This is a genomic window from Rahnella sp. RcJ3 (genome assembly GCF_009498575.1).
GTDB classification, from domain to species: domain Bacteria; phylum Pseudomonadota; class Gammaproteobacteria; order Enterobacterales; family Enterobacteriaceae; genus Rahnella; species Rahnella aceris.
This window is the reverse complement of the sequence record NZ_QSNX01000006.1, coordinates 102,359-125,714: the sequence shown is the minus strand read 5'-3', so window position 1 is coordinate 125,714 and position 23,356 is coordinate 102,359. Positions and strand designations below refer to the sequence as shown.

The 23,356-nt window shown below is 53.8% G+C and carries 18 protein-coding genes; 10 read left to right on the top strand and 8 right to left on the bottom strand.

Features of this window, described 5'->3' with window-relative positions:
- Positions 1-37 precede the first annotated feature (37 nt).
- Positions 38-2,836: an autotransporter outer membrane beta-barrel domain-containing protein gene (locus tag DXU84_RS09980; protein WP_153375579.1), complete on the bottom strand. Its 2,799-nt coding sequence runs from the start codon at positions 2,834-2,836 to the stop codon at positions 38-40.
- A gap of 142 nt (positions 2,837-2,978) precedes the next feature.
- Positions 2,979-4,259, bottom strand: a complete 1,281-nt coding sequence (hemL, locus tag DXU84_RS09975) for a glutamate-1-semialdehyde 2,1-aminomutase (RefSeq protein ID WP_013576934.1) — start codon at positions 4,257-4,259, stop codon at positions 2,979-2,981.
- Positions 4,260-4,445: 186 nt separating this feature from the next.
- On the opposite strand from hemL, the gene clcA reads away from it, so the two are divergent.
- Together clcA and erpA are read left to right on the top strand one after the other, a co-directional pair.
- Positions 4,446-5,909, top strand: a complete 1,464-nt coding sequence (gene clcA / locus DXU84_RS09970) for a H(+)/Cl(-) exchange transporter ClcA (protein ID WP_013576933.1) — start codon at positions 4,446-4,448, stop codon at positions 5,907-5,909.
- Between the two features lie 88 nt (positions 5,910-5,997).
- Positions 5,998-6,357, top strand: coding sequence for an iron-sulfur cluster insertion protein ErpA (gene erpA, locus DXU84_RS09965; protein WP_013576932.1), 360 nt, complete (start codon positions 5,998-6,000; stop codon positions 6,355-6,357).
- Positions 6,358-6,464: 107 nt separating this feature from the next.
- Here the strand turns inward: erpA and DXU84_RS09960 are convergent, their stop codons facing one another.
- The 3 genes from DXU84_RS09960 to mtnN all read right to left on the bottom strand — a co-directional run bounded on the left by DXU84_RS09960 (position 6,465) and on the right by mtnN (position 8,552).
- Complete coding sequence (locus DXU84_RS09960; RefSeq protein WP_015690401.1) at positions 6,465-6,710, bottom strand: hypothetical protein; 246 nt, start codon at positions 6,708-6,710, stop codon at positions 6,465-6,467.
- A gap of 325 nt (positions 6,711-7,035) precedes the next feature.
- Positions 7,036-7,848: a vitamin B12 ABC transporter substrate-binding protein BtuF gene (gene btuF, locus DXU84_RS09955; protein ID WP_131638344.1), complete on the bottom strand. Its 813-nt coding sequence runs from the start codon at positions 7,846-7,848 to the stop codon at positions 7,036-7,038.
- Positions 7,848-8,552: a 5'-methylthioadenosine/S-adenosylhomocysteine nucleosidase gene (gene mtnN, locus DXU84_RS09950; protein WP_013576929.1), complete on the bottom strand. Its 705-nt coding sequence runs from the start codon at positions 8,550-8,552 to the stop codon at positions 7,848-7,850. The genes btuF and mtnN overlap by 1 nt, the downstream gene beginning before the upstream one ends.
- 183 nt (positions 8,553-8,735) lie before the next feature.
- Here mtnN and dgt point away from each other — a divergent pair, with 183 nt between their 5' ends.
- The 6 genes from dgt to gudD all read left to right on the top strand — a co-directional run bounded on the left by dgt (position 8,736) and on the right by gudD (position 17,613).
- The gene (dgt, locus tag DXU84_RS09945; protein ID WP_013576928.1) at positions 8,736-10,250 is read left to right on the top strand and encodes a dGTPase; all 1,515 of its coding nucleotides are present in this window, start codon (positions 8,736-8,738) and stop codon (positions 10,248-10,250) included.
- Between the two features lie 207 nt (positions 10,251-10,457).
- Positions 10,458-11,909 (top strand): serine endoprotease DegP, encoded by a 1,452-nt coding sequence (gene degP / locus DXU84_RS09940; RefSeq protein WP_013576927.1) that lies wholly within the window; start codon positions 10,458-10,460, stop codon positions 11,907-11,909.
- Between the two features lie 237 nt (positions 11,910-12,146).
- Positions 12,147-13,307 carry a CdaR family transcriptional regulator gene (locus DXU84_RS09935; protein WP_013576926.1) on the top strand — a complete coding sequence of 387 codons (1,161 nt, stop codon included), beginning with the start codon at positions 12,147-12,149 and terminating at the stop codon, positions 13,305-13,307.
- Between the two features lie 226 nt (positions 13,308-13,533).
- Entirely contained in the window at positions 13,534-14,907 is a 1,374-nt protein-coding gene (locus DXU84_RS09930; RefSeq protein ID WP_013576925.1) for an MFS transporter, read from the top strand.
- On the top strand, positions 14,904-16,247 hold the full coding sequence (locus DXU84_RS09925) for an enolase C-terminal domain-like protein (protein ID WP_013576924.1): 1,344 nt from the start codon (positions 14,904-14,906) through the stop codon (positions 16,245-16,247). Before DXU84_RS09930 ends, DXU84_RS09925 begins: the two co-directional genes overlap by 4 nt.
- Before the next feature lie 28 nt (positions 16,248-16,275).
- Positions 16,276-17,613, top strand: coding sequence for a glucarate dehydratase (gene gudD, locus DXU84_RS09920; protein WP_013576923.1), 1,338 nt, complete (start codon positions 16,276-16,278; stop codon positions 17,611-17,613).
- A gap of 61 nt (positions 17,614-17,674) precedes the next feature.
- Here gudD and DXU84_RS09915 read toward each other — a convergent pair whose 3' ends face one another.
- A complete protein-coding gene (locus DXU84_RS09915; protein WP_013576922.1) occupies positions 17,675-18,493 on the bottom strand; it encodes a shikimate 5-dehydrogenase in 819 nt (272 codons plus the stop codon).
- Between the two features lie 137 nt (positions 18,494-18,630).
- Here DXU84_RS09915 and alkB point away from each other — a divergent pair, with 137 nt between their 5' ends.
- Entirely contained in the window at positions 18,631-19,284 is a 654-nt protein-coding gene (alkB, locus tag DXU84_RS09910; protein ID WP_037033358.1) for a DNA oxidative demethylase AlkB, read from the top strand.
- Positions 19,285-19,393: 109 nt separating this feature from the next.
- Positions 19,394-19,873 (top strand): cold-shock protein, encoded by a 480-nt coding sequence (locus tag DXU84_RS09905; RefSeq protein WP_013576920.1) that lies wholly within the window; start codon positions 19,394-19,396, stop codon positions 19,871-19,873.
- A 56-nt stretch (positions 19,874-19,929) separates the two neighbouring features.
- Here the strand turns inward: DXU84_RS09905 and DXU84_RS09900 are convergent, their stop codons facing one another.
- Both DXU84_RS09900 and DXU84_RS09895 read right to left on the bottom strand, forming a co-directional pair.
- Positions 19,930-20,898, bottom strand: coding sequence for a spore coat protein U domain-containing protein (locus DXU84_RS09900; RefSeq protein WP_013576919.1), 969 nt, complete (start codon positions 20,896-20,898; stop codon positions 19,930-19,932).
- On the bottom strand, positions 20,895-23,342 hold the full coding sequence (locus tag DXU84_RS09895; protein ID WP_015690396.1) for a fimbria/pilus outer membrane usher protein: 2,448 nt from the start codon (positions 23,340-23,342) through the stop codon (positions 20,895-20,897). The genes DXU84_RS09900 and DXU84_RS09895 overlap by 4 nt, the downstream gene beginning before the upstream one ends.
- Positions 23,343-23,356: the final 14 nt, after the last annotated feature.

Below are 23,356 nucleotides of genomic sequence, written 5' to 3'. Positions count from 1 at the left end.
CGCTCCGGTGAGCGCCCTTAATATCGTCAGTGTGGACTTAAAAGTTAACTTTCACGCCTACGGCTGCCTGATAATTGGTGTAATCGTTCTCGCCAATATAAGAGCCAGCCTGTCCCCAAATCTGCATATTTTCAGCGGCTTTTCCGGTCAGGCCGACACGTAACCCGTAGCGATTTTCCGGCATATCATTACTCACGGCATCACCGTTAAAGTTCAGGGAGTCAACGTACTGACCGTTTTCCCAATTCGCTTCAACGTAAGGGATCAGGGCATTGTTATCCGTGATACTCCGGTTTGATAAGCGAACCCCAGTCCGGCTTAGCAATGAATCGTCAGTGCCACCAGCGATTCGGCTGCCATTGGTTTCGGTATGATTTTCACTGTCATAGCGGTTATAGATGACCTGCACCTGAGGCTCAACCGTCCATTCACGGGATGAGGACTGGCCGAAAGCCAACAGATATCCTGTTTCCACTGAAGCCTGTACACCCTGGCTGCTGTAGTTTTCCGGGTCCAGACCGTTGCCTTGTACGCTATTGTCATACCAGGCATATTGCGCCCAACTGTCGACATACCAGCCTTTCTGATATTTCGCATCCTGATACCAGGTGGCGTAGGCGCCGAGGCTGTAACCGTTGACCTTACCGGTTGCTCTGTAATGACTACCGTCAGCATTAGATTTGGTTCTGCTGTCCCCTATACCCGCCATAATACCTAACTGGTACTGGCCACCCTGTATTGTATCCTCAGTCAGGAGGCTGGTTCCCAATTGCAGGGTTGTAATGTTGGTATCCAGTGACAAATCACCGTCCGCAGCATTGAGACTGGTGGCGTCATTATGAATCAGTAGCCATGCACGTTCATCGCTGCTCTTTTGTGCGGTGCCCCGGTCATGCAACTGCAAAGTGAACATACGCTGTGCCGCCAGCTGGTTACCGAGATAAGCGCCGGTTTCAGGACGATAAAGCGATGGTTCAGGAACCGGAACCGGATCGGGAATTGGGTCAGGGGTCGGAACCGGATCGGGAATTGGGTCAGGAGTCGGTTCGGGAGCAGGATCAGGGACAGGATCCGGTTCAGGCGTTGGGTCTGGGGCGGGTGTCGGATCCGGCGTTGCTGCTGACATCAGATACCAACTCCCATCGTTTTCATTTTGAAATAAATTGTATTCATAAGCCCCGGCAACCGCACGATTTCCCAGCGAGAACTGCCCGGCAGAAGTGCCACCGACACTGATCACTTCCATACCTTGCAGGGTTTCCGACCCCATTCCGCCGATATTATTGACGGTCAGGGAGGATTGCCCGTAGCTATTACCCTGAATCACCAGTTTATCGGTAAGAGATTCATCGCCGCCAAGCTCACTGTTGATAACAACAGCGCCGTTATCACCTGTATAGTCGCCAGCAATGATATAGGTATTTCCGGTCTGCCCCCCGCCCAGCAACAATGTGCCGGCGTTATTCATATTCCCTTGTAACGTTGTCGTACCTGCTGCTGCCGATTCATTGCCGGCCAGGGCGTTATAGGCCATAACGGTACCGCTGTTATGAATGTCGCCCGTGACCGTACCCGTTGAAGCAAACCAGGCACTTTCCGCGATATTAATTTCTGGTGTCGTCAGGGAACCCGTTGTATCAACCAACATTCCTCCACCGCTATTAATCAGGGTCTTACCTGCCGAGGTGACATTGCCGCTCAGGGTCAGCACGCCGCTGTTAACAAGCAATGTGGATTCATCGCTGCCGGTGAGATTGATATCACCGGACAGCGTCCAGGCATTGCCATCCATCGTCAGTGTTTTGAACCCCGTGCTGGCAGAAGAGCCGGTAAAGTTGGCATCTTCAGTACCCGTTTCATAAAGCATCAGGGTGTTAGTGTCGGCGGTGCTGCTGATAACGTCGCCATTGAGCATGGATCCGGTACTCAGTGCCAGTGAGTTGCTGCCTGTGCCTGAGAAACGAATAGCGGCTTCTTGTCCGGTGATAGTTCCGTAATTAGTAATGTCGAAACTTGCGGTATCCGAAATTGCAATGCCTGAACCCTGCTCAGAGCTTATTATTCCCCCGGCCTGATTGATAATTGCCCCTTCGGCATTTCCCCTGCCGACAACGCCATTTACCCTGCCGGTGATAATTCCTGAATTCAGCAGCTGGCTTTGCGGATCTCCGGCTGTTTTGGCGTTGAAAACCACGCCATAGCCTGTGCTTTCTACCTGACCAACTTCACTGTTGTTAAAGTCTCCTCCGCTATTAAAATAGACAGCCGTGCGTGTACTGTCAGGGTTCGATGCGGTTATTGTGCCGTGGTTGTTGACGGTTGAGAATTTCGCGAGATAAATAGCGTCGGATTGAGAATCAATATTGCCCGAGTTATTGACTACCCCGGTGCCTTTCATATTTACAGCCGCATCGACACCGCCGAGTTCGGTTCCGGTCGCTGTAATATCGACATTATTAATCAGGGTTGAATCGTTTCCATTAAATACAATCCCGCTCTTTCCTGTTACGTCAGTAGAGTAGAGAAATACGCCCTCTTCATAGGGGCGCATGTCTAACGTATTCCCATCACCGTTAACAACTATCGCAGCACCCGTGAGGTCGGTATAGCTTTCGGTAGGCCTGAAGTATTCGTTAGTACCATTGTATGACATCGTTGTCAGGCCTGTTCCTGCGGGGGGCGATTGTACGGACGGTGAGGATGCCATCGCTGAAGAAAGACTTTGTGTTAAGAAAATTGGAAGTGCGGTATACAGTGCGATGCTGAGTAAGCAAAGCCTGGAGTTAACAGGTAAATTAACCGTTGTTGGAGAAATTAAATATTTTTTATAGTCCATATAAATATAATTCCTTTATGGTATTCATTTTACGAATGAATATTATGAATGGCTGGAATTATATTTTTTAAAATTTTTTAAATGAACTTAATAATATATTAACCAGGGGAGATCTCCCCCTGGTTATTTTTAAAACTTAAAGTTACAGCTTAGCGAAACAACGACGAGCGGCATCGATGGTGCGCTGAATATCTTCCGGCGTATGCGCGAGAGACATAAAGCCTGCTTCGAAGGCGGAAGGGGCCAGGTAAACGCCTTCTTCCAGCATCAGATGGAAGAACTTTTTGAAACGCTCAACGTCGCATTTCATCACGTCCTGATAGCAGGTCACGGTTTCTGCATCGGTGAAGAACAGCCCGAACATGCCGCCGACGTGGTTCACCACGAACGGAATATTTTCTTTCTGCGCCGCGTCCAGCAAGCCTTCGGCCAGTTGGGTGGTGCGTTCGGTCAGGGTCTGATGTACGCCCGGTTGCGCGACCTGCGTCAGGCAGGCAATACCGGCCGCCATGGCAATCGGGTTACCGGAAAGCGTGCCTGCCTGATAAACCGGACCGGTCGGTGCCAGCGCTTCCATCACGTCGCGGCGTCCGCCAAATGCGCCCACCGGCATGCCGCCGCCGATGATTTTACCCAGACAGGTCAGGTCAGGCATCACATCGTAATACTCCTGAGCACCGCCCAGTGCGACGCGGAAACCGGTCATCACTTCGTCGATGATCAACAGTGCGCCAAATTCATCACAAATTGCGCGCAGACCCGGCAGGAATTCCGGTAATGGCGGCACGCAGTTCATGTTGCCTGCGACCGGCTCCACGATGATGCAGGCGATGTCGTCAGGGAATTGCTCGAATGCAGCACGGACGGAATCGAGATCGTTATAGGTACAGGTCAGCGTATGTTTGGCGAAATCAGCCGGGACACCCGGCGAGTTCGGCTGGCCGAGGGTCAGCGCGCCGGAACCGGCTTTCACCAGCAGGCAGTCGGCGTGGCCGTGATAGCAGCCTTCGAATTTAACGATTTTATCGCGATGGGTGAAACCACGCGCCAGACGGATCGCGCTCATCGTCGCTTCGGTGCCGGAGTTCACCATACGCACCATGTCCATGCTAGGCACCAGGCCGGTCACCAGTTCGGCCATTTTCACTTCCATCTCGGTCGGTGCACCAAAGCTCAGGCCGCGCTCAGCCGCCTCAATCACCGCATTGCGGATTTCGGCGTTGTTATGGCCAAGCACCATCGGTCCCCATGAACCCACGTAGTCAATGTAGGCTTTACCATCGGCATCAAACAGGAAAGCGCCGTCAGCGCGCGCGATGAATAAGGGGACGCCGCCAACGCCGGAGAAGGCACGTACCGGCGAGTTAACACCGCCCGGGATTAGCGCTTGCGCCTGCGTGAACAGACTTTCTGACTTACTCATTATTCGGCTCCTGAATTGCTGGGTTCAATATGTCACGGAAAGATTAATGCGCCCATTCTAGTGAACTGAGCGGCGTTATCAAACCGCTAACCGTGCGGCATTTTGTTGCAGATCCTGTCAGGACGCCAATTTGTATGATTAAATCCATCCATCTTCCATAACATTTTTTATATTTCCCTTTCTGAGATGAATGAATCAGACACTGAAATTTTAGCGGATGCGCCCGTGCGCGGCCCGCGCAAACGCAGCGAAATCCTGCGCCTTTTACTGCGTCGTGATAAAACGCCGGTCACCATTTTGCTGGTCGCCGCAGTGGTCGGTACGGTTGCCGGCTTACTCGGCGTGGCTTTTGAGAAAGCAGTGAACTGGGTGATGGCGGTCCGGCTTGCCGGGCTGGGCGTCTTCAATGATTACTGGATCCTGCTGTGGCCGCTGACATTTGTGTTTTCTGCCGCGCTGGCGATGGTCGGCTATTATCTGGTCCGGTGTTATGCGCCTGAAGCGGGCGGTTCGGGGATCCCTGAAATCGAAGGCGCACTGGAGGAATTACGGCCGGTGCGCTGGTGGCGGGTGATCCCGGTGAAATTCTTTGGCGGCATGGGCACGCTGGGTGCGGGTATGGTGCTGGGAAGGGAAGGGCCAACCGTGCAGATGGGCGCGAATGTCGGGAAAATGATGGTCGATATTTTCCGGCTGCGCAGCGCGGAGGCGCGGCATTCGTTGCTGGCTACCGGCGCGGCGGCCGGGCTTTCTGCGGCATTTAACGCACCGCTCGCCGGTATCCTGTTCATTCTCGAAGAGATGCGCCTGCAGTTCCGTTACAGCCTGATCTCGATAAAAGCGGTGTTTATCGGCGTGATCATGTCGAGTATCGTTTTCCGTATTTTTAACGGCGACGGCGCGGTGATTGAAGTCGGCAGGCTGGCGAGTGCGCCGCTCAATACGCTGTGGTTGTATCTGGTGCTGGGCATGGTCTTTGGTGTGGTCGGCGTCAGTTTCAATGCGCTGATTTTCCGCACACAGGATATGTTTGCCCGTGTACATGGCGGAAATCTGCGAAAAATCCTGATCATCGGCGGCATGTTGGGCGGATTCTGCGGCCTGCTCGGGCTGGTGCATCAGGAAGTCACCGGTGGCGGATTTGCGTTGATCCCGCTGGCGGCGGCAGGAAAATACAGCCTGATGATGTTGCTGGTGATCTTTGTTGTCCGGGTGGTGACTACGCTGCTGTGCTTTGCCTCCGGCGCACCGGGCGGGATTTTCGCTCCGATGCTGGCGCTGGGCACTTTGCTCGGCACCGCATTCGGTACCGCCGCACTGGCGTGGTTTCCGCAATATGGTATTCAGCCTGCCACCTTTGCCATCGCCGGGATGGGCGCGTTATTTGCCGCCAGCGTGCGTGCACCGCTGACGGGTATCGTGCTGGTACTGGAGATGACCGATAATTATCAGCTGATTTTACCGATGATCATTACCTGTCTGGGCGCGACCCTGCTGGCGCAATTTCTGGGGGGTAAGCCCTTGTATTCCGCCATATTGACCCGCACCTTACAGAGGCAGGAACGTGAGAACGCGGAAAAAGCGCAGGGTGAGATCGCCGCTGAAGGCATCAATAAGCAGGACAGCGCAGCCAAAAATGCCCATACTTGAAGCATTAACTCAGGTATAAGATAATGAGTATATTATTCAGACAGTCAATCCGGCGGCCTGAACAAATGCGGATTGGGAGTGAGAAATTATGAGTGAAGCATTGTTGAATGAAACAACCGCGTTGCCGTTACAGTTTACTGAGGCCGCGGCGCGTAAGGTGAAAAACCTGATTTCCGACGAAGAAAACCCGAACCTGAAACTGCGCGTGTACATCACCGGTGGGGGTTGCAGCGGTTTCCAGTACGGTTTCACCTTTGACGACAAAATTAATGACGGCGACATGACCATCGAAAAAGCCGGTGTGGCGCTGGTGGTTGACCCGATGAGCCTGCAATATCTGGTTGGCGGTTCGGTGGATTATACCGAAGGTCTGGAAGGTTCACGTTTTGTGGTGACCAACCCGAATGCAAAAACGACATGCGGTTGCGGTTCTTCCTTTAGTATCTAAATATCCGTCTTAAAGAAAAAGCCCGTTTGCTATGCAGACGGGCTTTTTTTATGTTGAAACCGTCGGTGTGAACAGGGTGCTCAGGTAAGTGAGCATTCACAAGGGGGTTACCATTCGACAGTCACCAGCTTCGAACCGATGCTAATTCCCGGCACGGCATTAAGCATGATTTCGCTGATATGCGGTTGCATCATCGTGTGGCTGGCGCAGATGACGGAAGTGCCTGTGCGCGCAGCATCAATCTTGCAACCCGGCAGGATGGTCAGGCTGACGCCAATCTGACCGCCCGCCATGCCCGCAACAGCCGACAGCGGGATCAGTGCGAGCAGCGCACTGAGTAAAAGAGCTTTCATTATTGTTATTCCTGCTGGTGTAGTTCAACAAAATCAGCCTGGCTGAAAAGGTTATCGGTCTAAATTTTACGGCCTTTAATCCAGATTTCTTATGATCGGGAAATAAGTCACGTTTTTATCGTGTATCGCGCCGTTATTCTTATTATTTCGTCTGTAATACAAAGAGATAATGTTAAATCGAGGGCTGGCAACGTACGTAGGATTTTACGCCGGACATGTTACCAGATGACAGGGCAGAATTATTGATTTCGGTTAATAAAGCAACAATTCGGAAAAGCGCCATGCCGGTATTTCGCGGGGGCATGGCTAAATAGTTAGTAAGCATTCACCCCTGAGGCAAGGCTGCAAGCTGCGGGCAAAGTTGTTGTGCGGCAAGAAGAATACGCGGCCCTGCGCGGCTGAACCAGTCAGGATCCAGTGCGATAACCTGCGCGCTGAGCATGGAACGCCAGTAATCCTCGATCACCTGTTTTTGTGATTTTCCGCCCGATATAACAATAACCTGAGGATGACGGCTTAAAACCTGTTCCCGGCTGACCTGAGGCCAGGGCACACGACTGTCGGCGAAAATATTTTTTGCACCACAGACGTTAAGCACTTCACTTTGCATTGTGGTCGCGGCGGCAGTAAACAGCGGCTGGGTGCCGAACTGAATAAAGGCAGAAACCGGCTTTTGGCGATGATATTTCAGCTTCAGCGCCTGCCATTGCTGGCGAAAATCAGCAGCGGCGCGTTTTGCGCTTTCCGGAGAAGGGCTGTACGCCGCAAGTTGTTCCAGCGCTTGTGCCACCTGTTCCGCATTTTGCGGATCAAGATAGATAACGTGGATACCCAGCGAAATCAGCTGATCCAGCGGACGTTGCGGGTTACCGCCACGCCAGGCGAGAACTACATCAGGTTTCAGCGTCACAATACGTTCGACGTTGATTCCCTGCCAGTTCGCCACCTGCTCAAGCTTGCTGGCCTGTGGCGGGTAATCGGAGTAAGCACTAACTCCGATTACCTGATCGCCCAGACCGGCGGCAAATGCCAGTTCTGTCAGATTGGGTGCCAGACTGATCACCCGTTGGGCCGGCGCCGCAGTTGCTGCCACAGGCAGCAGCAGGCAACTCAGTATGAGGCCGAACCGGCGCATCATTATTCTTCGCCAGCCGCCAGCGCTGTCAGCATCGCATCTACCATCAGGGTGGATTGCTGTGCGGCAACCACCAGGAATTCTTCAAAGCTCAGGTGGGATTCACCATCAGCAACATCAGAAATTGCGCGAACGACCACGAACGGGGTACCGAACAGGTGGCAAACGTGACCGATAGCCGCGGCTTCCATTTCGACAGCAGCAACATTCGGGAAGGTTGCGCGGATACGTGCCAGAGGCGCTGCGCCATTGATGAACGCATCGCCACTGCAAACCAGACCGCGTACGGCGTTCAGGTTGAGTTCACGGATACAGTTTTCTGCCAGTTCAATCAGCGCCGGATCAGCAGTGAACGCAGGCGGGCAACCGGCCATCTGGCCCGGTTCATAGCCAAACGCGGTGACGTCAGCATCGTGATAACGCACTTCATCAGACACGACGATATCACCGACTTTCAGGGTTTTCGCCAGCCCGCCTGCGGAACCGGTATTGATCACCACGTCAGGACGGCAATGTTCCAGCAGCAATGTGGTGCCCATGGCGGCAGACACTTTACCAATGCCGGATTTAAGCAGCGCCACGTCCACACCGTTTAACTGGCCAGTATAGATTTCGCAGCCTGCGCGTTCGATAGTCTGACGGTTGATAATCTTGTCGCGCAGCAGGGTCACTTCCTGCTCCATTGCACCGATAATGCCTACTTTCATATGAATACTCGCAGATGTGGTTGGAATGAGCCGCAGCGTGTGCGGAATTGACGGTTTAATCACGAAAACAATGTGCGATAGTCTATCATGGCTAAAGGTAAGAAATAATCCGTTTGGGGTGCAGGTTGCTACTGCAAAAAGCGCGTCGGTTTGATGTGTGAGTGGCTGAAAAGGTGGGAAATCATGTCCGGGATCGATTTTAAAACGAAATTCAATTTTCAGCGTCCTTTCAGCGCCCCGATCGAGGCACGCGATGACTATGATGTCGTCCGTCAGTTCGAAAGCGATCGCGGGCGCATTATCAACTCGGCTGCCATCCGCCGTCTGCAACAAAAGACTCAGGTTTTTCCGCTGGAGAAAAATGCTGCCGTCCGCAGTCGTCTGACCCATTCCCTTGAAGTTCAGCAGGTTGGTCGTCACATCGCCAAAGAGATCCTCCACCGTTTGCGCAGGCAGAACAAGCTTGAGGCTTACGGGCTGGACGAGGTGACCGATCCCTTTGAAAGCGTGGTAGAAATGGCGTGCCTGATGCACGACATCGGTAATCCGCCATTTGGCCATTTTGGTGAATCCGCCATTAACAACTGGTTTGCTAAGCGGATGGACACCGCCGGTTGCGGCGAAACACCACAGGAAACGGATGCCTGTCTGGTGACGTGTTTGCGCCTGACGCCAGACGATGCTGAACTGAACCAGCTGCGCAGTAAAATCCGCTACGACCTGTCTAATTTTGAAGGCAATGCGCAGGCCATCCGGCTGGTCTTCACCTTGCTGAAACTCAATCTGACTTACAGCCAGACCGCCTGCATTCTGAAATATACCCGCCCTGCGTATTCAATGACTAAACTTCCTTCACATGATTACCTGATGAAAAAACCGGGTTTTTATCTGGCGGAAGAGCCGTTCATCAAAAAACTGCGCAGTGAACTCGGGCTGGGTGAATTTAACCGCTTTCCGCTTACCTACATTATGGAAGCGGCCGATGATATTTCTTACTGCATTGCCGATCTGGAAGATGCGGTTGAGAAAAGTATTTTCAGCGTGGAACAGCTTTATAATTATCTGTGCCGTGAGTGGGGCGCGATAGAGAAAAATGACTTCTTCGATAAAGTGGTTCGCACTGCTTACGAGAAAATGGATAAAGCGAAAACGTTCCGTAATCCGGTGGATTACTTCTTTATGGAGCTGCGCGTTCAGACAGTGAAACAACTGGTGCCGCATGCTGCCCGCCGGTTCATTGATAATATAGAAGATATTTATCAGGGCACCTTTAATCATGCGTTGCTGGAAGATGACAGCCAGGCCAACCGGTTGTTAGAGATTTATAAAGCGGTGGCCTTCAAACAGGTATTCAATCATCACGAAGTGGAGGAGCTGGAATTACAAGGCTATCGGGTGATCAGCGGATTACTTGATATTTATAGCCCGTTGCTGGATATGCCATTGACCGATTTTAACCAGCTAGTTCAGGAGGATACGCACAGGAAATATCCGATTGAAACCCGTCTGCTGCATAAGATTTCAGCCAAACATCGTCTGGCTTACAACAATGCCGTGGCGGCGCTGGAAGGATTACCGGTCGCGGAACATGCCGCGCAGGAGTTTTATTACCGTGCGCGAATGATTCAGGATTATATCAGCGGAATGACTGACCTTTATGCATACGATGAATACAGAAGACTCATGGCGGCTGAGTAATTTGTTTTAAAAAGACAAATTGAACTCTCTTTAATTTTCTTTACGGAACTGTTTGAAAAAACGCCATTTGTAAATGCTGACAATAATTTTTTACCATTGTCATTTCGACCCTGATGAACTTCACGCTATTAATACCATCTCAGTATCACGACTACCAAGCAATGCGACTATTTTGGTTGCCACAATAATTTTAAGAGATCCTGAAAAATGAAAAAATCGAGTTTATTCCTCAGCGCATTAGCGTTAAGCATCGGTATGGCAATGGCCCCGGTTTCTTCTGCACTGGCTGCTGAAACTGCGTCTTCCAGCACCAGCACCACTCAGCTTCCCAGCCTGGCACCTATGCTTGAAAAAGTGATGCCATCGGTGGTGAGTGTCAACGTTGAAGGCAGTGCTCCGGTAAAAACACCACGCATGGGTCAGCAGTTCCAGCAATTCTTTGGTCAGAATTCGCCGCTGTGCCAGGACGGTTCGCCGTTCCAGGGTTCTCCGGTATGTCAGGGCGGCGGTCAGGGGCCTGACGGTCAGCCTGCGCCTGAACAGAAAGAAGATTTCCGCGCGCTGGGTTCCGGCGTCATCATTGATGCCGACAAAGGTTATGTGGTCACCAACAACCACGTCGTTGATAACGCAACCAAAATCAGCGTACAGCTAAACGATGGCCGTAAGTTCGACGCCAAAGTCATCGGCAAGGACCCGCGTTCTGATATCGCGGTGATTCAGTTACAGAATGCGAAAAACCTGACGGCCATTAAGATGGCGGATTCCGAACAACTGCGTGTGGGCGATTACACCGTGGCTATCGGTAACCCGTATGGTCTGGGCGAAACCGTGACTTCCGGTATCGTTTCTGCACTGGGTCGTTCCGGCCTGAATATTGAGAACTACGAAAACTTCATCCAGACGGATGCCGCGATCAACCGCGGTAACTCCGGTGGTGCGCTGGTGAACCTGAATGGTGAACTGATTGGCCTTAACACGGCGATCCTGGCACCGGACGGCGGCAACATCGGTATCGGTTTTGCGATCCCAAGTAACATGGTGAAAAACCTGTCCAAACAAATGATCGAATTCGGTCAGGTGAAACGCGGCGAACTGGGCATTATGGGGACCGAGCTGAACTCTGAACTGGCGAAAGCCATGAAAGTTGACGCACAGCGCGGTGCATTCATCAGTCAGGTCATGCCGAAATCTGCCGCAGAGAAAGCGGGCATTAAAGCCGGTGACGTGATCCTGAGCATGAACGGTAAACCGATCAGCAGCTTCGCCTCGTTCCGTGCTGATATCGGCACCCTGCCAATCGGCACCAAAGTGACGCTCGGCCTGCTGCGTGAAGGCAAACCGATGAACGTTGACGTGACCATTGAGCAAAGCACTCAGACATCGAAAATCGAATCCGGCAACATTTATACCGGCATCGAAGGGGCTGAACTGAGTAACGGTGCGGCAGGTGATCAGAAAGGTGTGAAAGTCGATGAAGTGAAGCCGGGTTCAACGGCCGCGCGCATCGGCCTGAAAAAAGGCGACGTCATTTTGGGTGTGAACCAGCAGAAAGTGACCAATCTGGGCGAGCTGCGTAAAATTCTCGACACCAAACCAAACGTTCTGGCGCTGGATATTCAGCGTGGTGATACCTCAATTTACCTGCTGGCGCAGTAATTTCCGCCTGCTATACCTCACACAAAGCACGCTCCCGCGTGCTTTTTTTTGCCTGTCTTTCAGGGACTCTCATCAATCATGTGGATTTTGCCGGGCCGGTTGGGCATTTGCTTAAAAATGTGATATTCCCCGCAACTTCAATAGGTGCTTTCGCTCTTTGGGCATTTGCATAATGTATGGGCATCGCGGCCTGAGTATGCTGTTTTAACAACGATAAAACAGCAAGGCAGGGGTTCCATGTCGGCATATCATCTCGATGCAAAGCTGGCGCAACAAATTGTTGCCCGCACAATGCAAATTATTGATAGTAATGTGAATGTCATGGATGGTCGCGGACGGATTATCGGCAGCGGCGATGATCAGCGTCTTGGTGAATTGCACGAAGGCGCACTGCTGGCGATTTCGCAGGAGCGCATTGTCGACATCGACGAGGGCGTTGCACGGCATTTGCACGGTGTACGTCCGGGCATCAACCTGCCGTTGCGTATCGACGGTCAGATCGTGGGCGTTATCGGCCTGACGGGCAATCCGTCCCAGTTGCGTCAGTATGGCGAGCTGGTGTGTATGACCGCCGAAATGATGCTCGAACAGGCGCGTCTGCTGCACATGCTGGCGCAGGACAGCCGTCTGCGGGAAGAACTGGTGCTTAACCTGATTCGTGTGGATGAACTGTCTCCGGCGCTGATGGAGTGGGCGCAGCGTCTGGGCATCGACCTCAACCGGCCACGTGTCGCGGCGGTGGTGGAAGTCGACAGCGGACAGCTCGGTGTGGACTCTGCCATGGCAGAACTGCAACAACTGCAAACTTTACTGACCACGCCGGAGCGTGACAATCTGATCGCTATCGTTTCCCTCACCGAAATGGTGGTGCTGAAACCGGCCCTGAACAGCTACGATCGCTGGGATCCGGAGGGCCACCGCCAGCGCATTGATCATCTGCTGTCGCGCATGACCGAAACTGGTCGTCTGCGCGTGCGCATTTCCCTTGGCAACTTTTTTACCGGCCCTGGCAGCATCGCCCGTTCTTATCGCACCGCACGTACCACCATGAGTGTGGGCAAACAGCGGATGCCGGAACAGCGGTGTTACTTCTATCAGGATCTGATCTTACCCGTGCTGCTCGACAGCCTGCGTGGCGGCTGGCAGGCCGATGAACTGGTGCGTCCGCTGGCGCGTCTGAAAGCGACGGATGGCAACGGATTACTGCGCCGCACACTGACGTCGTGGTTCCACCATAATGTTCAGCCGACCGCTACGTCTAAGGCACTGTATATTCATCGTAATACGCTGGAATATCGCCTCAACCGTATCTCGGAATTAACCGGCCTGGATCTGGGGAACTTCGACGATCGTTTATTGCTGTACGTGGCCCTGCAATTAGATAACAACCATCTGTGACCGCCATCACAGCCGTTTCATTTTTTGTGAAACAACTCGCACGTCGCTGGGCATTTGCCTCAGGATAAATGCAAAGGGCTATTTATGCTTGGTTGATTGCCCAATGAGTAAAGGGAATGTTGTTCATATACTGGCTGCGTTCCTTCCTCTCTGAACCCTACAGTTCTGTGAATGGAATGACTTTTATCTCTGTTTAGAGGCGTTGTCATTAATTCCGGAGAACACCATGGAAACTACCGTTTCAGCAGCCAGTGCCGTCAAAAAAAGAACTAACGCGCGCTACTGGATAGTGGTGATGTTATTTATTGTCACCTCATTTAATTACGGCGATCGTGCCACGTTATCCATTGCCGGTTCGGCGATGGCCAAAGATATCGGGCTGGATTCCGTCGGGATGGGTTATATCTTCTCGGCATTTTCCTGGGCATATGTCATCGGGCAAATACCCGGTGGCTGGCTGCTCGATAAATTCGGTTCGAAAAAAGTTTATTTCTACAGCATTTTCATCTGGTCGTTATTCACCCTGCTGCAAGGCTTTGTCGATGTCTTCAGCGGCTTCGGCATTGTGGTATCGCTGTTTGCTTTACGTTTTCTGGTTGGCCTGGCCGAAGCGCCGTCCTTCCCCGGCAACAGCCGTATCGTCGCAGCCTGGTTCCCGGCTCAGGAACGTGGCACCGCAGTCTCTATTTTTAACTCAGCGCAGTACTTCGCCACGGTTATTTTCGCCCCGATCATGGGCTGGCTGACGCACGAAGTGGGCTGGTCACACGTCTTCTTCTTCATGGGCGGTCTGGGGATCGTGCTGAGTTTCATCTGGCTGAAAGTGATCCACGATCCGAAAGATCATCCGGGCGTAAATCAGGCCGAACTTGATTACATGGAAGCCGGTGGTGCGCTGATCAATATGGATCAGAAAATCACCAAAAAAGCCGTCGTAAAAGGCGAAAAAACCTTCCAGATGAAACAGTTACTGAAATCCCGCATGATGATTGGCATTTACATCGGCCAGTACTGTATCAACGCGCTGACCTATTTCTTCATCACCTGGTTCCCGGTGTATCTGGTTCAGGCGCGCGGTATGTCGATACTTAAAGCAGGCATGGTGGCCTCAGTACCGGCGATTTGCGGATTCCTCGGCGGCGTACTGGGTGGAATTATCTCCGACTGGCTGATGCGCAGAACCAGCAACCTGACACTGTCGCGTAAGGCTCCGATTGTGATCGGTATGCTGTTGTCGATGTCGATGATTTTCTGCAACTACGTCGATACCGAATGGATGGTGGTTGGCATTATGGCATTCGCCTTCTTCGGTAAAGGTCTGGGTGCGCTGGGCTGGGCGGTAATGGCCGATACCGCACCGAAAGAAATCAGCGGGCTGAGCGGCGGATTGTTCAACATGTTCGGTAACGTCTCCGGCATCATCACGCCGATCGCTATCGGCTACATTATCGGGACCACCGGTTCCTTCAACGGCGCGCTGATTTATGTCGGCATCCACGCACTGCTCGCCGTTGTCAGTTACGTGTTTATTGTCGGAAAAATCGAACGTATTCAGCTTCGCCCGTACCACGGTACAGGCACAGTAAAAGGGGAAAGATGATGAGTACGCAATCCTCACCGGTTATCACGGATATGCAGGTCATTCCTGTGGCAGGGCATGACAGCATGCTGATGAATATTGGTGGCGCGCACGGTGCTTACTTCACCCGCAATATCGTTATCCTCAAGGACAGCGCCGGGAACACCGGTGTCGGCGAAGCGCCGGGCGGGGAGGTGATTTACAACACGCTGGTGGAGGCCATTGCTCAGGTAAAAGGCCAGGAAGTGGCGCGCATGAACCGGCTGGTGCATCAGATCCACGTCGGCAATCAGTCATCGGATTTTGACTCTTTCGGTAAAGGTGCGTGGACGTTCGAACTGCGCGTTAACGCCGTCGCCGCACTGGAAGCCGCGCTGCTGGATCTGATGGGCAAATTCCTCGGCGTGCCGGTGTGTGAACTGCTCGGGCCGGGCAAACAGCGCGACGAAGTCACGGTGCTCGGTTATCTGTTTTATATCGGTGACCGGCAGAAAACCGATTTGCCGTATCAGGAAGGGGAACGCAGCCATCACGACTGGTATCACCTGCGTCATCAGGAAGCGATGAACAGTGAGGCGGTGGTGCGGCTGGCCGAAGCGGCGCAGGATCGCTATGGCTTCAAAGATTTCAAACTCAAAGGCGGCGTGCTGCCGGGCGAGCAGGAGATCGAGGCGGTTAAAGCACTGGCAAAACGCTTCCCGGATGCGCGGATCACGGTTGATCCGAACGGCGCGTGGCTGCTGGATGAAGCAATCGACCTGTGCAAAGACCTGCACGGTATCCTCAGCTATGCCGAAGATCCGTGCGGTGCGGAGCAAGGTTTTTCCGGCCGCGAAGTGATGGCGGAATTCCGCCGTGCCACCGGTTTGCCGGTCGCCACAAACATGATTGCCACTAACTGGCGCGAGATGCAGCACGCGGTGATGTTGCAGTCGGTGGATATTCCGCTGGCGGATCCGCATTTCTGGACCATGCATGGCGCGGTGCGGGTCGCACAACTTTGCGATGAGTGGGGTCTGACGTGGGGCTGCCATTCGAATAACCATTTCGACATTTCGCTGGCGATGTTTACCCATGTCGGTGCAGCCGTACCGGGTAAACCGACAGCGATAGATACGCACTGGATCTGGCAGGAAGGCAACCAGCGCCTGACCAAAGAGCCGCTGCAAATTGTGAACGGGAAAATCAAAGTGCCTGAAAAACCGGGGCTGGGCGTGGAGATCGACATGGATCAAATCCATCGCGCCCACGAGCTGCACCGGAAACTGCCGACCGGTGCGCGCAACGATGCCGCCGCGATGCAGTATCTGATCCCCGGCTGGACATTCGATCGCAAGCGCCCGGCACTGGGGCGTGGTTAACGGAATCTGAATTCACTAAGGAGTAAGCATGACCTCTTCATCTACACCTAAAATTGTCTCCATGCAGGTGATCCCGGTGGCCGGGCACGACAGCATGTTGCTTAATCTCAGCGGCGCACATGCCCCTTTCTTCACCCGCAACATCCTGATCCTCAAGGACAGCAGCGGTAACACCGGCGTCGGTGAAGTGCCGGGCGGCGAGAAAATTCGTCAGACGCTGGATGATTCCGCGTTGCTGGTGATTGGCAAAACGCTGGGTGAATACAAAAATGTGATGACCGCCGTGCGGGAAAAATTCGCCGACCGTGATGCCTCTGGCCGCGGTTTGCAGACTTTTGATTTGCGTACCACTATCCACGTCGTGACGGCGATCGAAGCCGCGATGCTGGACTTGCTCGGCAAACATCTGGGCGTCACCGTGGCATCATTGCTGGGCGACGGGCAGCAACGTGATGAAGTCGAAATGCTCGGCTATCTGTTCTACGTCGGCGACCGCAACAAAACCTCACTGGGCTATCAGAGCCAGCCGGGCGACAGTTGCGACTGGTATCGCCTGCGCCATGAAGAGGCGCTGACACCGGCGGCGGTAGTGCGTCTGGCGGAAGCAGCATATGAAAAATACGGCTTTAATGATTTCAAACTGAAAGGCGGCGTACTGGCAGGCAGCGAAGAGGCCGAAGCCGTGACGGCGCTGGCGCAACGCTTCCCGCAGGCGCGGATCACGCTTGATCCTAACGGTGCCTGGTCGCTGAATGAAGCGATTGCGCTCGGCAAACAACTGCGCGGTGTGCTGGCGTATGCGGAAGATCCATGCGGTGCAGAGCAGGGTTTCTCCGGGCGCGAAGTGATGGCCGAATTCCGTCAGGCAACCGGCCTGCCGACGGCCACTAATATGATCGCCACCGACTGGCGTCAGATGGGGCATACCATCCAGCTGAAATCCGTGGATATTCCGCTGGCGGATCCGCACTTCTGGACGATGCAGGGGTCAGTTCGCGTCGCGCAGATGTGCCACGAATGGGGGCTGACCTGGGGTTCGCACTCTAACAATCACTTTGATATTTCACTGGCGATGTTTACCCAGGTGGCCGCCGCTGCGCCGGGTAAAATCACTGCCATCGATACGCACTGGATCTGGCAGGAAGGCAATCAGCGCCTGACCAAAGAACCGTTGCAGATCAAAGGCGGTAAGGTGCGCGTGCCGGAACAACCGGGTCTGGGCGTTGAGCTGGATATGGATCAGGTGATGAAGGCGCACGAGCTGTACAAAGGCATGGGGCTGGGTGCCCGTGACGATGCGCAGGGCATGCAGTTCCTGGTACCGGACTGGAAGTTTGATCCGAAAAAACCGTGTCTGGTGCGGTAAGTGATATGCAACTATAAAAAAGCCTCTCCGGTGAGAGGCTTTTTACGTTCTGACAGGAAACTCAGCCCCGTGCGTGTGCCGCGGCCTTTTCTATCTGTTCATCCGAAGGGCGTACACCGGTATACAGCACGAACTGCTCGACGGCCTGAAGTGTGGCGACTTCCGCACCGGTAATCACTTTCTTGCCGTGTTCGCGGCCGTAGCGGATCAGCGGGGTTTCTACCGGCAGCGCGACGACGTCAAAGACGATGCTGGCGCGGTCAATCACCGCCGGTTCAAAGGCCAGTGAATCCACTTCCGGCCCGCCCGCCATGCCGATTGGCGTGACATTCACCACCATATCGACGGCAACATCGCCGACTTCTGCTTTCCATTCATAACCATATTCTTCCGCCAGCGCACGGCCGTTAGCTTCGTTGCGGGCAATGATGTAGCCCTTTTTGAAACCGGCATCACGAATGGCCGCGACCACGGCTTTGCCCATGCCGCCGCTGCCGCGCAGGGCGAAAACGGCATCACGCGGCACCTGATGGCTGTCGAGCAGTTTGGCGACCGCGATGTAATCCGTGTTGTAGGCGCGCAGGAAGCCGTCGTCATTGACGATGGTATTCACCGACTGAATGGCTGTCGCGGAAGGATCCAACTCATCGAGGAAAGGAATGCAGGCTTCCTTGAACGGCATCGAGACCGCGCAGCCGCGAATACCCAGTGCGCGTACGCCTTTCACCGCGGCTTCGATGTCTTGGGTGGAAAATGCTTTGTAGACGAAGTTCAGGTCTAATGCCTGATAAAGGCTGTTATGAAAACGGGTACCGAAATTGCCCGGACGACCGGAAAGGGACATACACAACTGCGTGTCTTTGTTAATTTCCCGACTCATTTCATTCTCCTTTTAAGATGTTCTTTATGACCTTACGGCCTCTTAATGAACCTTAGCTGAAACGATCCGCCCCGACAATCTGCCTCTGTCTCAAATCGGCTGTTATACTTAACAGATGCGTGAACACGGAGGCTGATATGAATTTGGACTTGTTTGATCACCCCGATTTTCACCCCAACTGGCGCGAAGAACTGTGCCCGGGCGCGGTGGTATTGCGCGGTGCGGCGCTGGCAGAGGATGTCGCATTGCTGGCGGAAATCGACCGGATCGCCGGGCTGGTGCCTTTTCAGTATCGCGCCACGCCGGGCGGTTATGCGATGTCGGTGGCAATGACCAATTGCGGTGATGTCGGTTGGGTGACGGACAGGGCGGGTTATCGCTACCAGGCCACCTCGCCGGAAAGTCATCAGCAATGGCCGCCGATGCCGGAATTGTTTCGTTCGCTTGCCGTCAGCGCGGCGGAACAGGCGGGTTTTGCAGGCTTTGAGCCGGATGCCTGTCTGATCAACCGCTATCAGCCGGGGGCGAAAATGAGCCTGCATCAGGACAAAGACGAGCACGATTTCGGCCAGCCGATCGTCTCTGTCTCACTGGGCTTACCGGCTGTTTTCCAGTTTGGCGGCATGGAGCGCAGTGATAAAACCCAGCGTGTGCCGCTGATGCATGGCGATATTGTGGTGTGGGGCGGCCCGTCGCGGCTGCGTTATCACGGCGTATTGCCACTGAAAGCGGGCGAGCATCCGCTGACCGGATCGTACCGGTTTAATCTTACGTTCCGTAAAGCGACGTAATTCCGTGGGGATCAGGCCGTAAAGCACAGGACTTTGTCCGCATTCTGCTTTACACTGCCGCCCTGCAAAAAATGACATGTTGAATAAATAATTACTTAGGCGGTAAGCGATGAACGGCGTAATCACAACCTGGTTTGAAGATAAAGGTTTCGGTTTTATCAAAGATGAAAACGGCGATAACCGTTATTTCCACGTGATTAAAGTTGCAAACCCTGAGCTGATTAAAAAAGATGCGGCAGTCACCTTTGAGCCGACCACCAACAACAAAGGCCTTTCCGCCTTTGCGGTGAAAGTCGAGCCGGAGAGCAAATACATCTTTATTGCCGGTGAGCGTATCAAAATCACCAGCATCAAATCCTTCCTGGCGTTTAACGAAGAGGTTCCTGCTGAAACCAAAATCGACAAAGAAAACGCTGTGCTTTCCGTCGGATTGTTGATGAACCGTATCCGCCCGCAGGAAGAAGAAAAAAAAGCGGAGATGCGCACCATGAAAAAGTTGCTGATCACCACTTTCCAGAACAGCACCTATGTGTTCACTGAAGATGAAATTGACGTGGATGCCACCGTCAAGACGCTGAAAGCGCTGTAACATCCCTTCTCAAACCGGTGCACATCCGTGGCACCGGTTCTGCTTTCCCTTCTTTCTTAATACGTCACCGTGACCGTCACCATATCGCTGTAGTTACCTGCGGGCTGATTGCTTTGCGCCAGATTTACGGATGCGGTATACGGAAACGATTGTGAAGTGCCGGTGCCGGTCGCGCTGCTATCGGTGGAAGCCGTCCATACCGTGCTGTCACCTTTAAATATCTGATATTGCAGATAACGGGTGGTGCCGCCGACGGTGGAGGCCATCTGCCGGTATTGTCCGGACACCGGCACGCTGCTGGTCAGGTTGACGGAATAGCTGGCGTTCAGGGTGCAGCGTACGCTGATAGTATTTGCCACCACTGTGGTCAGGCCGGAAGGCAGTGCAGCACTGCCGAAACCCACATTGGGCGCGCTGTCGATATAACAGAAATTGGTGACATTGAGCGTCAGGGCGACATTGCCCGACACGTTACCGGAGTCTGCGAGACACAGTAAGGTGCCGATAGCCACTGAACACATATTCCATGTCCATGAGATGGGAATGACATCGGTATAAGTGCCTGCGGCCAGATTGGAAATGGCGACCGGCCGGACGTAGAGAGGTAAGGTGCTGTTGGGGCCGGAAAACAAGCCGAGTAATCCCAGCGCCGTGGTGCTGCTCCAGCTGATGGTATCGCCCTGATTATAAACGGCACTGCAGCTGGCATCCTTGCACAGGCTGTAGGGTAAATACTGCCCCGTTGTCCCGCTGTAAAGTCTGGGCTGCGAATTGCTGGGATGCTGAGTCACGCCGATAAACGCGGTGATGGTATTGGTGCCTGCGATGTTAAGCAGCCCGCCAGTACAACTTAATCCGCTGCCCCCTGAGGTGATCAGCGGCGATGAACTGACTGCAAACGAGTTTTGTGTGCCCAGCGTAATGCTCCCGGGCGCCGTCGTGCATCCCGCTTTTGCCCACCACGTTGTACCCAGCAACAGCATCAGCAATAATCCGCGATGCATCTGCTGCCTGAAAATCCTCATGATTTATCTCCTGCCGTTGTTTTCGCTGTGCCGCCGGGGCATGTCAGCGGGCCGACCTGCTCAATGCTGTGACGGGCAGGGTTCAGGGTGAAACTGACCCGGCATAGCGAATGATCTTCCGTCTGGATATTCAGCACGTTGTTTTCCTGTAAGTGCGAGAAGTACACCAGCCCGTCGTAACCGGTGACGGTGGTCTGTTCTGTGTTTTGTTCCGTGACCAGCGTGCCGGGTTTCAGCGGCTGTCCGGCGGCGTCATGCAGGGTGATATTGGCGGACAGCACTTTCTCGACGCTGAATTTCACCACCACGCCGCTGCCTTGTTTCACCGCGATGCGGTCATTGACGTTATTGGTGACCACGTCGGCGGGCAGCGGCAGGGTGTCGATTTCCACTTTGGCCGGATAATACGAACTGACGGTCGGGATCAGCAGGTGGCCGTTTTTATCGGTTTTGCCCATTTTCTGATTCTCGAACAGCACGGGAACATCCGCGTAATGATCGGTATCCACCACGATAAAGGCATCATTGATCTTATCCGACAGGAACCAGTCGTTCGCCATAAACACCACGGATCCGCTCAGATCTGCCCAGTGGGTGTAATCGCCCCGATTGCCGTAGAACCCACCCTGCAGGGTCGCGTAGCGGGATTTCCAGGTGGCGTCGGCCTGCTGATACGGATTGTTGCCGCCGCTGTAAGCCAGATTCCAGCCCAGACCGCCGTCGGTGGGCGTCGCCTTGCTGGCGCCGGTTTGCTCCTGATAATTACCCGCACTGTCGCGCTGTACGCCCGCATTCATATTGATGTTGGTGCCAATCGGAATGATGAACTGCAACTGCGCGCTGTAGCCGGTATCGCCCAGCGTTTTATTGAGGGATAAAAACATGCTGCTTTGTCCCCACAGCGAGCGGCTGTAAGAAAAATTCACCAGCCGCGTATGCGAATTGTCATAGGCTTCGACATCGTAATACCCGATGCCCATCGTGCCGTTAGCGTTCCCGAACGGCGACGCGCTGAACGTCACCTGATCTGCCTGACGGCTTAACCGCGTGTCGCTGGTGTAAGACGTGATGTCCTGATAACCCGCCGTGCGTTTTGAGCGCAGAGCAGACAGGCTGAATACCGTCGAATAGTAGGAATAGCCCAGCGTGTATTGGCTGCCGTCTTTTTTATCGGTCACGTTCTCGCCCCGCGCACGGTCGGCTTTACTCTGGCTGCCTGAAACACTCAGAGTGCCCCAGGTACTGACCGCGATATCGGTGCCCAATCCACCCAGCGCCAGACCCTGTACGATTTCGGAATGGCCGGACAGCGTCAGGTAATCGCTCAGCCCGTATCGGTAAATCCCGCTGAATGCGGCATCTGAATAGTCGCCGTTGGTGACGCCATAATTGTTACGTACAGCCCCGAGCGAGAAATCGAAATCGCTGAGGCTTTTGCGCAGCAACGTGTTGGAAACATAAAACGGCACGCTGGTCGAGACCTGACGTCCGACCGCATCGGTGGTCACGATCGTCGCTTCACCGGCGCCATTGATATACGGCACGTTGGTCAGGGTAAAAGGCCCGGAATTGAGGTTATTACTGCTGGCCTTGTAGCCGTTCAGAAACAAATCAACCGTGGTCGGTACCGCCGCCGTGCCGCTGTATTGCAGCAACGGGTAGGTCACCAGATCCGGACGCACGCCAAAGTTACGGCTGATACGCAGGCCGCCCATGCGCGCCGAGTTACTCCACGTCAGGGAATCGCTGACGAAATCCCCGACCTGATAGCTGATCAGATTTTTCTCGTCGGTGAACCGCCAGAAGGTGTCGTAACGCAGATAGCCGTCCTGCGTGGTCTGGCCGCCGTTGCTGTTGTCGGCGTTATCAATGTTGTAGCGGTAAGTGCCGGTATTGGTGACCAGTCCGAGGCTGCTGAATAACCGTTGCTCCATCCAGGTGGCGACAGACTTCGCACCGCCGGGCGGATCGGTGTAGTACGAATCATAGTTAAACAACAGGCCGGTGCTGCTTTGCGACGGCGTGTAATTCATCAGCGGATCGCCGCTGACATTCTGGTTCGGCAGCCAGGCATCTGGCACCGTTAACACCAGTTGCTGGGTGGCCGAATCGTATCTGGCTTTTACGTCCGGCAATTCACCGACATTGATCAGCCCCTGCCGGCCATTAATGTGGATGTGATTCTTCGCCAGAACACCGGCTTCGACGAAGTAGGCGTTATTGCGATACGTCACCGGCACGACCTGATTATCCGTCTGACCGTTGACCACAACCGACAGATAAAACATGGCGTCCGTGACCACCGGTGCCGCACGCGGGGCATCAGGCAGTGAAGAATATTCCTGCGCCTGTGCACTGAGCGTACTCAGGCATATCAGGCACAGGCTTCCCCGGAAATAAAGCGGTCGCTGATGACCTTCCCGGAGAAAACGTCTGATTGTCATTCGTTGCGGCTCCT